This is a genomic window from Ruegeria sp. AK4 (assembly GCF_056541025.1).
Genome location: NZ_JBQFXS010000008.1, coordinates 13518 through 23955 on the forward strand (window position 1 = coordinate 13518; position 10438 = coordinate 23955).

Annotated in this window: 13 protein-coding genes; 8 read left to right on the plus strand and 5 right to left on the minus strand. The window is 62.3% G+C overall.

Annotated features, from left to right (window positions below; genetic code table 11):
* Window positions 1-41: 41 nt before the first annotated feature.
* From ACR0EZ_RS15225 to mazG, 3 genes are all read right to left on the minus strand, one after another.
* A complete protein-coding gene (locus tag ACR0EZ_RS15225; protein WP_480614530.1) occupies window positions 42-491 on the minus strand; it encodes a GNAT family N-acetyltransferase in 450 nt (149 codons plus the stop codon).
* Complete coding sequence (locus ACR0EZ_RS15230; RefSeq protein WP_480614531.1) at window positions 488-1429, minus strand: nucleoside hydrolase; 942 nt, start codon at window positions 1427-1429, stop codon at window positions 488-490. The genes ACR0EZ_RS15225 and ACR0EZ_RS15230 overlap by 4 nt, the downstream gene beginning before the upstream one ends.
* A gap of 63 nt (window positions 1430-1492) precedes the next feature.
* Window positions 1493-2359 (minus strand): nucleoside triphosphate pyrophosphohydrolase, encoded by an 867-nt coding sequence (gene mazG, locus ACR0EZ_RS15235; protein WP_480614534.1) that lies wholly within the window; start codon window positions 2357-2359, stop codon window positions 1493-1495.
* A gap of 66 nt (window positions 2360-2425) precedes the next feature.
* On the opposite strand from mazG, the gene ACR0EZ_RS15240 reads away from it, so the two are divergent.
* From ACR0EZ_RS15240 to ACR0EZ_RS15260, 5 genes are all read left to right on the plus strand, one after another.
* Window positions 2426-3589 (plus strand): M20 aminoacylase family protein, encoded by a 1164-nt coding sequence (locus tag ACR0EZ_RS15240; RefSeq protein WP_480614536.1) that lies wholly within the window; start codon window positions 2426-2428, stop codon window positions 3587-3589.
* Window positions 3590-3612: 23 nt separating this feature from the next.
* Entirely contained in the window at window positions 3613-4578 is a 966-nt protein-coding gene (speB, locus tag ACR0EZ_RS15245; RefSeq protein ID WP_480614539.1) for an agmatinase, read from the plus strand.
* A 63-nt stretch (window positions 4579-4641) separates the two neighbouring features.
* Window positions 4642-5589 carry an agmatinase gene (gene speB, locus ACR0EZ_RS15250; protein ID WP_480614542.1) on the plus strand — a complete coding sequence of 316 codons (948 nt, stop codon included), beginning with the start codon at window positions 4642-4644 and terminating at the stop codon, window positions 5587-5589.
* A gap of 57 nt (window positions 5590-5646) precedes the next feature.
* Window positions 5647-6048 (plus strand): DUF1499 domain-containing protein, encoded by a 402-nt coding sequence (locus ACR0EZ_RS15255; protein ID WP_480614544.1) that lies wholly within the window; start codon window positions 5647-5649, stop codon window positions 6046-6048.
* Between the two features lie 39 nt (window positions 6049-6087).
* Window positions 6088-6435 carry a DUF6404 family protein gene (locus ACR0EZ_RS15260; protein ID WP_480614547.1) on the plus strand — a complete coding sequence of 116 codons (348 nt, stop codon included), beginning with the start codon at window positions 6088-6090 and terminating at the stop codon, window positions 6433-6435.
* Between the two features lie 4 nt (window positions 6436-6439).
* On the opposite strand, the gene ACR0EZ_RS15265 is transcribed toward ACR0EZ_RS15260, so the two are convergent.
* Entirely contained in the window at window positions 6440-6730 is a 291-nt protein-coding gene (locus ACR0EZ_RS15265; protein WP_480614549.1) for a hypothetical protein, read from the minus strand.
* A gap of 63 nt (window positions 6731-6793) precedes the next feature.
* Between ACR0EZ_RS15265 and prfA the strand changes: the two genes are divergently transcribed.
* From prfA to ACR0EZ_RS15280, 3 genes are all read left to right on the plus strand, one after another.
* Entirely contained in the window at window positions 6794-7849 is a 1056-nt protein-coding gene (gene prfA, locus ACR0EZ_RS15270; RefSeq protein WP_480614956.1) for a peptide chain release factor 1, read from the plus strand.
* A complete protein-coding gene (prmC, locus tag ACR0EZ_RS15275) occupies window positions 7846-8691 on the plus strand; it encodes a peptide chain release factor N(5)-glutamine methyltransferase (RefSeq protein ID WP_480614551.1) in 846 nt (281 codons plus the stop codon). The genes prfA and prmC overlap by 4 nt, the downstream gene beginning before the upstream one ends.
* A gap of 240 nt (window positions 8692-8931) precedes the next feature.
* Window positions 8932-9516, plus strand: a complete 585-nt coding sequence (locus ACR0EZ_RS15280; protein ID WP_480614554.1) for a DUF4167 domain-containing protein — start codon at window positions 8932-8934, stop codon at window positions 9514-9516.
* 54 nt (window positions 9517-9570) lie between these two features.
* Here the strand turns inward: ACR0EZ_RS15280 and rsmA are convergent, their stop codons facing one another.
* The gene (gene rsmA / locus ACR0EZ_RS15285; RefSeq protein WP_480614555.1) at window positions 9571-10413 is read right to left on the minus strand and encodes a 16S rRNA (adenine(1518)-N(6)/adenine(1519)-N(6))-dimethyltransferase RsmA; all 843 of its coding nucleotides are present in this window, start codon (window positions 10411-10413) and stop codon (window positions 9571-9573) included.
* Window positions 10414-10438 lie beyond the last annotated feature (25 nt).

Below are 10438 nucleotides of genomic sequence, written 5' to 3' on the forward strand. Positions count from 1 at the left end.
CCGATGGCAATCCGGCGGGGCGTGCCCCGCCCGTGACGCTATCAGAGCTTCCGGCTCATCAGCATATACCGGTCACGGGGTTTGAAACCGGTACGCAGATACAGCTTTTGCGCGGACTCGTTCTTGCGGTCCACTTCCAGATGCAGGGCAGTCAGGCCGGCTTCGGCCAGCGCTTTGGGGAGATCCAGCAATACTTCGGTCGCGATCCCGCGGCCACGAACGGCGGGGCGGATGTAGATTTCGTCGATGAAGCCGTCCATCCCTCCGAATTCGACCGACCAGCCGAAGGTCAGGATGATATAGCCAAGCGGCGCACGGCCCGGACCGATCAGATAGACGCAGCCGTGGGTGATGCCCTCGAGCAGCGGCAGCAAAGCATCGCGGCGCTGGTCCGCATCCTGTTCGATACCCTGTTCAGCGTGAAAGGCCGACACCAGCGCCATCAGGCGGTCCAGATCTTCGGGGCGGGCAAGGCGGAGGGCGGCGCTCATAGTCGGGCCAGCCTTTCTGTTAGCAGGTCGAAAAAGCCCTGGGCGTCCACGTCGCCCATAAACATGGCATTGGGCGCGCGGTCCGTGACCCGCCACCAGTCGGCCACTGTCATGCCCAGGGTCAATTCTGACTGGGTTTCGATCTCGACATTGATGTGGCGGCCCGAGAACAGTTCGGGGCAGATCAGGTAGGCGGTCACGCAGGGATCGTGAAGTGGCGCGCCTTCCGAGCCATATTTTTCTTTGTCGAAGCGTTCAAAGAAATCGGTCATCTCGGCAACGGCATGGCCGACCTTGGACCCCAGAGCGCGGAATGCGTCGTTGCGATGTGGCGTGACCAGCGCATCATGGGTGACATCCAGTGGCATGACCACGATATGAGCGCCGGATTTAAACACGATATCAGCGGCTTCCGGATCGACGTAGATGTTGAATTCCGCCGCCGGGGTGATGTTCCCGACCTCGAAATACGCCCCGCCCATCAGGACGATTTCCTGAACCCGGTCAACGATATCGGGCGCTTTCTGAAAGGCGGTCGCGATATTGGTCAGCGGCCCCAGCGGGCACAGCGTCACGGTCCCCGGTTCCTGCGCGCGCAGCGTGTCGATGATGAAGTCCACCGCGTGCCCTTCGGCCAGCGGCATCTGAGGGTCGGGCAGGACGGGGCCGTCCAGCCCGGTTTTGCCATGCACATGTTCCGCGGTCACCAAAGGGCGGTTCAGCGGACGGTCGCATCCGGCATAGACAGGGATATGCGCATGATCGGCCAGTTCACAGACAATGCGCGCGTTCTTGGCGGTCAGCTCCAGCGGCACGTTTCCGGCGACGGCGGTGATGCCCAGCACCTCGATCTCTTCGGGGCTGGCCAGCGCCAGCAGGATCGCGACGGCGTCGTCCTGTCCGGGGTCGGTGTCGATGATGATCTTGCGGGGTGCCATGCTCTGCCTCCGGGGTCTTGAAGCGCGGACACTCGCAAGTGTCGCAGCACTTGTCCAGCCGTTTTAAGCACCGCCCCGCGCGCTGTTGACCCGGGCGGGCGGGAGTTTGCCGTTGGCGCGGTGTTCTTCGATTTTGACCTCGTCCCAGAGGGCATCCATTTCCTCCAGCGTGCTGTCCGTCGGCAGTTTGCCCCGCGCAGCCAGCCGCGCCTCGACCTGTTCAAAGCGGCGGGTGAACTTGGCGTTGGTGCGGCGCAGGGCGGCCTCGGGTTCGATGCCCAGATGGCGGCCAAGATTGACCATGACGAACAGCAGGTCGCCAAACTCGTCCTCGAGCGCGTCTGCATCCTTGCTGTTGCGGGCCTCTTCCAGTTCGGCGGCTTCCTCGGTGATCTTGGCCAGCACATGGCTGGCATCGGGCCAGTCGAACCCCACACGGGCGGCACGTTTCTGCAATTTATGGGCACGTAGCAGGGCGGGCAGGTTGGCGGCGACACCGTCCAAAGCGCCTTTCTGTTCCTTGCCCGCACGCTCTGCCGCTTTGATGGTTTCCCAGTCAACCGTCTGCTGTTCCGCCGATTTCTCGCGGGATTCGTCGCCGAACACATGCGGGTGCCGCGCGACCATCTTGTCGGACATGGTGCGCACCACATCCTGAAAGGTGAAATGCCCGGCCTCGTCGGCCATCTGGGCGTGGAACACGGATTGGAACAGCAGGTCGCCCAATTCGCCCTTCAGCTCGTCATAAGCCTGCCGTTCGATGGCGTCTGCGACCTCATAGGCTTCTTCGATCGTGTAGGGGGCGATGGTGCCGAAATCCTGTTCGATATCCCAGGGGCAGCCCGTCTTGGGATCGCGCAACCGGCGCATGATTTCCAGCAGACGCTCGATCCCAGCATCCGAGTCGTGGATCAGCGGATTTTCAGCCATTGCGAAGCCCCTTGTTCCGGTGTCTGATGCATCCATCCCGCAGCTTGGATCAGGAGTCCACCCCATATGCCCGTCGTGAACCGAATTGCCGATTTCGCCGCCGATATGGCCACGTGGCGCCAGCACCTGCATACGATCCCGGAACTGGAGTTCGAATGCCATGAAACCGCGGCCTTTGTGGCGGACCGGCTGCGCGAGTTCGGCGTGGATGAGCTGCACGAGGGGATCGCCAAGACCGGGATCGTCGCGATCATCAACGGACAGGGTGAGGGGCCGACAATTGGCCTGCGCGCCGATATGGATGCGCTGCCGATCCCCGAAGAAACCGGCGTGCCCTATGCCTCGAAATACCCCGGCAAGATGCATGCCTGCGGCCATGACGGGCATACCACGATGCTGCTGGGCGCCGCGCGCTATCTGGCCGAGACGCGCAATTTCGCGGGCCGCGTCGCGCTGATCTTTCAGCCCGCCGAGGAAGAGGGCGGCGGGGCCGGCGTGATGGTCGATGAAGGGATCATGGACCGGTTCAACATTTCTCAGGTCTTTGCGCTGCACAACGCGCCGGGTTTCGATCTGGGATCGTTCCACACAACGCCGGGGCCGATCATGGCCGCTGTCGATACGTTCGAAGTGCATATTCAGGGCCGCGGCGGCCACGGGGCCATGCCGCATGAAACCCGCGATCCGGTGATGGCGGCCTGCGGTATCGCGCAGGCGATCCAGACGATTGTCAGCCGCAATCACTATGCGCTGGACGATCTGGTTGTGTCGGTGACGCAGATTCACACCGGGACGGTGAACAACGTGATCCCCGACACCGCTTACATCAACGGCACGGTGCGGACTTTTGATCCGGCCGTGCAGAAGATGGTGATGGAGCGGATGGAGCAGATCGTGCAGGGGCAGGCGACCTCGTACGGGGTCGAAGCGCGGCTGGAATACGAACGGAATTACCCGGCCACCATCAACGATGCCGACAAGGCCGGATTTGCTGCCGAGGTGGCGCGCGATGTGGCCGGGGCAGACAGGGTGGTCGACCATACCGGGCGCGAGATGGGGGCCGAGGATTTCTCGTACATGCTGCAGGCCCGGCCCGGAGCTTACCTGTTTCTGGGGCAGGGCGAAGGGCCAAGCCCGCATCACCCCAAATACAATTTCAACGATGAAATCTCACCGATCGGGGCCTCGTTCTTTGCCCGGATCGTGGAAAAGGCGCAGCCGGTGGGCTGAGCAGGAAGAGGACCAAAGACAAGATGGCATTGGAAGATGCGAAAAATCAGGTGGATGAGGCGTTCACCAACCCGGACCTCAAAGGCTTGTCCTATGAGAATACGTTCGGCGGGGCGACCTCGTTCCTGCGGCGGCTTTACACCAAGGACCTTGCAGGCGTCGACATAGCGGTCACCGGGGTGCCGTTCGATCAGGCCGTCACCAACCGCCCCGGCACCCGTCTGGGACCACGTGCCATCCGCGAGGCCAGCTCTTTGCAATCACCCGATGCGCCCTACGGCTGGCCGTTTGATGCGCTGAGCGAACTGGCAATCGTCGATTACGGCGACATGGCCTATGACTATGCCAACATCCCGGCCTTCCCCGACACGCTGACCGATCATATCCGAACCATTCTGGCCGCCGATGTCGCCTCGGTCGCTTTGGGCGGGGATCACTATATCAGCTTTCCGATCCTGAAGGCCTATGCCGAGAAATACGGGCCGATATCGCTGCTGCAATTCGATGCCCATACCGACACTTGGGCCGATGACGACATGTCCCGCGTCGATCACGGGACGATGTTCTACAAGGCGGTGAAATCGGGGATCGTGGACCCGAAGCGCTCGGTTCAGGTGGGCATCCGCACCACGAACGAGGATACGCTGGGCGTCAATATCATCGACGCGCGCGAGGTCTACGAAGCCGGCCCCGCCGCCGTGGCGCAGAAGATCAGGGGCATTCTGGGTGACAGCCCGGTCTATCTGAGCTTTGACATCGACGGGCTGGACCCGGCCTTTGCGCCGGGGACAGGCACGCCGGTCTGGGGCGGGCTGACCTCGATCCAGACACAGATCATTCTGCGCGACATTGCCGGGATCAATATCAAGGGCGGCGACGTGGTCGAGGTCTCTCCGCCCTTTGACACCTCGGGCGCGACGGCGATTGCCGGGGCGCATGTTGCGACGCAGATTATTTGTCTGCTGGGGTGGAACAAGCTGAGGCCTTAACCTTTGGTTAGCCATCCTTCCGCTATCAGGTTAACCAAAAGACCGGACAGGAGGCATAGGGGCATGACCGAGTTTAACCAACCCATCAGCGGCAATGATCTGGCGCGGTTTTCCGGGCCGAATACGTTCATGCGGCTGCCTCAGGCGGCGTCGTTGGCGGGGCTGAACGTGGCAGTGCTGGGGATACCGATGGATATCGGCACCTCGTGGCGGTCGGGCACGCGGTTCGGCCCCAAGCAGATCCGCGCCGAAAGCGCGATGATCCGGCCCTATAACATGGCCAATTCCGCCGCGCCGTTTGACAGTCTGCAGATTGCCGATATCGGTGATCTGGCGATCAATACGTTTTCGCTGTCCGAGAGCCTGAAGATCATCCGCGAAAGCTATGACGGTATTCTGGCGCAGGACGTGACCCCTGTGGCGATGGGGGGCGATCACTCGATCACCCTGCCGATCCTGCGGGCGGTGGCGGCCAAACATGGCCCCGTCGCGCTGGTTCATGTCGATGCCCATTCGGACGTGAACGACGAGATGTTCGGCGAGCGCGAGACCCACGGCACCATCCTGCGCCGCGCCTACGAAGAGGGGCTGATCGTTCCCGAAAAGACCTATCAGATCGGCATCCGGGGCTCGGGATACGCTGCAAGCGACTTTACCGAGGCAAAGGGCTGGGGCTTCAAACAGTTCCCGGCCTGGGAGCTGTGGCAGCAGAACCTGACCGGCATCGGCACGATGATCCGGAAAGAGGTCGGCGATCATCCCCTCTACATCACCTACGACATCGACAGTCTGGACCCGTCTTTCGCCCCCGGCACCGGCACGCCCGAGATTGCCGGTCTGACCACACCGCAGGCGCTGCAACTGATCCATGCGCTGGGTGGGGCGAACGTCGTGGGCTGTGATCTGGTCGAGGTCTCTCCGCCTTACGACCCATCCGGCAACACGGCGCTTATGGCGGCGAACCTGTTGTTCGAGTTGCTGTGCATCCTGCCCGGAGTGACGTCACGGTAGGGCGGCTTGCCTCGGTGCGCTTTGCAAATAGGTTGGGGCACAAGGGACGGGACAGGGATGAAAAAAGTGCTGCTTTTGCTGATTGTCGGAGTGGTTGTTCTGTTGGGGGCGTATATTCGTCTGACCCCCTCTGATCCTGATCGCTGGCACGTCGCGCCGGTCGGAGATGCAAACCGGGACATGCCAACCGGCGTGGTGCGGGTGGTTGAGACTGGGCCGAACGGGCTGGCAGAATTTGATGCCATCGCCCGCGCAGCGTCGCGAACCACCGTGCTGGCCGGATCGGTTGAGGATGGGATGATCACTTATGTCTCCCGCACCAAAGTCATTGGGTTTCCGGACTACACCACCGCGCAACAGGACGGCGACACCCTGCGCATCCATGGCCGGTTGCGGTTTGGCCGCAAGGATTTCGGAGTGAACAGGGCGCGGGTGGATGGGTGGTTGGAAAATCTCTAATAGGTTGAAATCATAGATCGAAATACCCACATGGGTAATATGAACGACTATGAAGAAAAGTACCGACGCGCCACGGCCGAGTTGGAATATGCTGGTTTGCAAGAGCGCGGTTATCCCGCCCCATATCTAGGTCATCTTCGGAAAGCGGGTTTCAAACCCAGACCCAAATATTATCGCAGCAAAGCCGCTCGGCTCACCGTGGGTCCATTGCTGTTCGGTGGCATCTGGGGGTTGGCTATGTACATTGCTGTCTTGCCGCCAAACTGTCTGATCCTGCGGTTTGTTCTGTATTCGCTGGCTTTTGGCGTTTTCTTTACCCTTGCCGAGGAAATAACGATCCGGCGCGCGCGCAAAAGGCACAAGCTCAGCACGTGGGAAGACTTTTGAAAGGTTAGGTTGCGTCAGGGGCAGGGGCGGTCACACCCGGCTCGGGCCACTCGGACTGTAATCCTGACGACAAACACCCCTCCTGCACCTCGCGCCACATGGGCACGTTCAGCGACATCTGGCATTGCGCCATGAACATGCGGCCATCGACCTGCAGGCAGATCATCTCGCCCAGTTCCACGCGGCTGCCGGCTTTGTCGGTGCAATAACAGTCCTGAACCTTGCCATTCGGGCCGTAGACATCGGCCATCGCAGGTGCCGCACACAGCGCTAAGACAAGAGCAATTCGTTTCATGCGCCACAGCTTAGCACAGCGACGGCCCTTGACCAAAGCCCCGGATTGATAGACACCGCCGGGATGATCCCCGAAGAACGTCTTGAACAGATTACACAGCGGTTCCAATACCTCGAAGCTGCCATGGCCGATGGCGCCTCGGGTGGTGATATTGCGACGCTGGCCAAGGAATATTCCGACCTCAAACCGGTGGTCGATCAGATCATGGCGTGGCGGCAACTGGTCGCCGATCTGGCCGAGGCCGAGATGATGCTGTCCGACCCGGACATGAAGGAACTGGCCGAAGAGGAAATCCCCGCGCTTCAGGCGCAGATCCCCGAGGCTGAGCATGCGCTGCAACTGGCGCTGCTGCCCAAGGACGCGGCGGATGCGCGCCCCGCGATGCTGGAAATCCGCCCCGGCACCGGCGGGGATGAGGCCGCGCTGTTTGCGGGCGATCTGCTGCGGATGTATCAGCGCTATGCGGAAGGTAGGGGCTGGACGTTCGAGATCATCGAAGAACAGGCATCCGATCTTGGTGGCATCAAAGAGGTGGTGGCCCATATCAAAGGCGACAACGTCTTTGCCCGGATGAAATACGAATCCGGTGTGCACCGCGTGCAGCGCGTGCCCGAAACCGAAAGCGGCGGGCGGATCCATACCTCGGCGGCGACGGTGGCGGTTCTGCCCGAAGCCGAAGATGTGGACATCCAGATCGACGCGAATGACCTGCGTATCGACACGATGCGGTCCTCGGGCGCGGGCGGGCAGCATGTGAACACCACCGACTCGGCGGTGCGGATCACCCACCTGCCCAGCGGAATCGTTGTGACGAGTTCCGAAAAGTCCCAGCACCGCAACCGCGAGATCGCGATGCAGGTGCTGAAAACCCGCCTCTATGATCTGGAACGTCAGCGGATCGACAGCGAACGCTCGGCGGACCGCGCCAGTCAGGTGGGCTCGGGCGACCGGTCGGAACGGATCCGGACCTACAATTTCCCGCAAGGCCGCATGACCGATCACCGCATCAACCTGACGCTTTACAAGCTGGATCAGGTCATGCAGGGCGATTTGGATGAGGTGATCGACGCGCTGACCGCCGATGGCCAGGCGCGATTGTTGGCGGAGTTGGCGCAATGATCGCGGCGCTGACAGCGGCTCAGGCCATGGTCGCCGCGACCGCGCGTTTGCGGGCCGCAGGTGTCGAGGACCCGGCGCGGGACGCGCGCGTCTTGCTGGCCCACGCCGCACGGATCGAGGCCAGCCGCGTAACGCTGATCGCGCCCGAGGAGTTGCCGCCGGATATCGCCGAGCGCTACGATCAGCTTGTGTCACTCCGCTCGATCCGGGTGCCGGTGTCGCACCTGTTGGGAGAGCGCGAATTCTACGGCCGCCGCTTCCGCGTCAGCGGCGATGTACTGGACCCGCGGCCCGAGACCGAGGCGCTGATCGAAGCCGCCCTAAGCCAGCCGTTTGACCACGTTCTGGACCTTGGCGTCGGCTCGGGTTGCATTCTGGTCACCCTGCTGGCGGAACGGGCGAGCGCATCGGGTTTTGGGGTGGACTTGAGCGAAGCCGCCTGCCTGCAGGCCAGCGCAAATGCGGTGCTGCACAAGGTTCAGGATCGGGTCGAAATCCGCAAATCGGACTGGTTCGCGGCGGTGGACGGCAAGTTCGATCTGATCGTATCGAACCCGCCCTATATCTCGCTGGCGGAAATGCACGACCTGTCCCCCGAGGTGCGCGATCACGAACCCCGGCTGGCGCTGACCGACGAAGGTGACGGGCTTGATGCATATCGTCGCATCGCCGCAGATGCACCAGATTTTCTGGTGCAGGGCGGGCGGATTCTGGTCGAAATCGGCCCAACGCAGGCAAAATATGTCTCGGCGCTGTTTGATGCGGCAGGGTTGTCGGATATCCGCGTGATCCCCGATCTGGACGGGCGCGATCGGGTTGTTCGCGCAACAATGCCGGGCTGAACCGCAGGATTGAGGCCGAAAATCGCCGCTGAATGTAAAAAACCTGCGAAATTGACGATTACCCTCTTGTCTGTACGGGCAGGACATGTTTACTCAGGATTAGTCGGAGAGGTTGACGCCGTTCCAGCGCGCCCCCGACGCCAAGCCCAAAAAAGTCGATGACACGGTACGGGACAAGCTTCTGAGCAGTGCAAGGTACGGGTTGATCGACAATGAACGACAAGGCTGACGTAAAGTAAGATGAGATCTTCCAAATCCCGTTCGCGGGCCAAGAATAACCGCAATCGTCCTTCCGGCGGCAACGTCGTAAACCGGGTTTTTGACAGCTCGGGCCCCGAGGGCAAAGTGCGTGGCACGCCGCAGCAAATCATTGATAAATACAACCAGCTGGCGCGCGACGCCCAGTTGTCGAATGACCGTGTGGCGGCCGAGAACTTCCAGCAGCATGCCGAGCATTACCTGCGGATGCTGAGCGAAGCGCAGCGCGAGATTGAAGCGCGCCGCGAAGAGCAGGAGCGCCAGAACCGCGAACGCCAGGCCGAACGCGACCGCGAACGTGCCGAGCGTCAGGAACGCGAAGCCGCGCGTCAGGCCGACCCGGCCGAGGCTCCGCAACCCGATGTGATGGATTTTGCCGAACCTACTGCCGCGCCGGAAAGCGGTCTGGTCGAGACCCCGGAAAGCCAGAACAAAGCTGCCGATGCCGAGCCTGCCGAGCGCAAGGAAAAGCAGCCCCGCCGCCCGCGCACCCGCAAACCCAAGGCGGCGCCGGCCAAGGAAGACGCCGCCAGCGACAACGGTGACGCGTCAGAGGCTGCCGAGTAAATCGCCAGACAGATTTGTCAAAAACCCCGGCCGATGCGCCGGGGTTTTTTGCGTTCAGGACTTGCGGATTTCCCGTGCCAGCGCGCAAAACGCCTCAAGCGGGACCTGTTCGGCCCGTTCGGTGGGTTTGATCCCGGCGGCGGTCAGGCGGTCTTCGATGTCCGGGGCCACGCCTTTCAGCGAGGCGCGCAGCATTTTGCGGCGTTGGTTGAAGGCGGCAGCGACGACGCGCGACAGGGTGGCGGCGTCGGCTGGATAACGGGGTTCGGGCAGGGCGGTCAGGTGTACGACGGCGCTGGAGACCTTGGGCGGTGGCGTGAACGCGCCGGGGGGCAGGGACATGGCGATACGGGCATCGGCGCGCCATTGGGCCAGAATCGCCAGACGGCCATAGGCCTTGCTGCCGGGCTGGGCCACGATCCTCTCAGCCACCTCGCGCTGGAACATCAGCGTCAGGCTTTGCCAGAAGGGCGGCCATTCGGGTGGTGTCAGCCAGCGCACCAACAGCTCGGTCCCCACATTGTAGGGCAGGTTGGCCGCGATGCGGATCGGTGGGGTCAAATGCGCAAGCGGGTCGATTTCCAGCGCATCGTCGTTGATGACCTCGAGCCTGCCGGGATACGCGGCGGCAATATCGTTCAGGGCGGCGATGCAGCGGGTGTCTTTTTCCACCGCGACGACCTTGCGTGCGCCTTCGGACAGCAACCCCCGGGTCAGGCCACCGGGGCCGGGGCCGATTTCGAGCACGTCACACGCGGTCAGATCCCCGGCCTGCCGGGCGATTTTGGCGGTCAGGTTGAGGTCCAGCAGAAAGTTCTGCCCCAGCGATTTGCGAGCAGACAACTGGTGGGCGGCGATGACTTCGCGCAGCGGGGGAAGGGTGTCGATGGCGCTCATGCGTTATCGTGGCGTGTGTTTGGGG

Bases quoted from the DNA above. Each gene is read 5' to 3' on its own strand.
- ACR0EZ_RS15225 (WP_480614530.1), bottom strand. From the start codon at position 491: ATGAGCGCCGCCCTCCGCCTTGCCCGCCCCGAAGATCTGGACCGCCTG.
- ACR0EZ_RS15230 (WP_480614531.1), bottom strand. From the start codon at position 1,429: ATGGCACCCCGCAAGATCATCATCGACACCGACCCCGGACAGGACGAC.
- mazG (WP_480614534.1), bottom strand. From the start codon at position 2,359: ATGGCTGAAAATCCGCTGATCCACGACTCGGATGCTGGGATCGAGCGT.
- ACR0EZ_RS15240 (WP_480614536.1), top strand. From the start codon at position 2,426: ATGCCCGTCGTGAACCGAATTGCCGATTTCGCCGCCGATATGGCCACG.
- speB (WP_480614539.1), top strand. From the start codon at position 3,613: ATGGCATTGGAAGATGCGAAAAATCAGGTGGATGAGGCGTTCACCAAC.
- speB (WP_480614542.1), top strand. From the start codon at position 4,642: ATGACCGAGTTTAACCAACCCATCAGCGGCAATGATCTGGCGCGGTTT.
- ACR0EZ_RS15255 (WP_480614544.1), top strand. From the start codon at position 5,647: ATGAAAAAAGTGCTGCTTTTGCTGATTGTCGGAGTGGTTGTTCTGTTG.
- ACR0EZ_RS15260 (WP_480614547.1), top strand. From the start codon at position 6,088: ATGAACGACTATGAAGAAAAGTACCGACGCGCCACGGCCGAGTTGGAA.
- ACR0EZ_RS15265 (WP_480614549.1), bottom strand. From the start codon at position 6,730: ATGAAACGAATTGCTCTTGTCTTAGCGCTGTGTGCGGCACCTGCGATG.
- prfA (WP_480614956.1), top strand. From the start codon at position 6,794: ATGATCCCCGAAGAACGTCTTGAACAGATTACACAGCGGTTCCAATAC.
- prmC (WP_480614551.1), top strand. From the start codon at position 7,846: ATGATCGCGGCGCTGACAGCGGCTCAGGCCATGGTCGCCGCGACCGCG.
- ACR0EZ_RS15280 (WP_480614554.1), top strand. From the start codon at position 8,932: ATGAGATCTTCCAAATCCCGTTCGCGGGCCAAGAATAACCGCAATCGT.
- rsmA (WP_480614555.1), bottom strand. From the start codon at position 10,413: ATGAGCGCCATCGACACCCTTCCCCCGCTGCGCGAAGTCATCGCCGCC.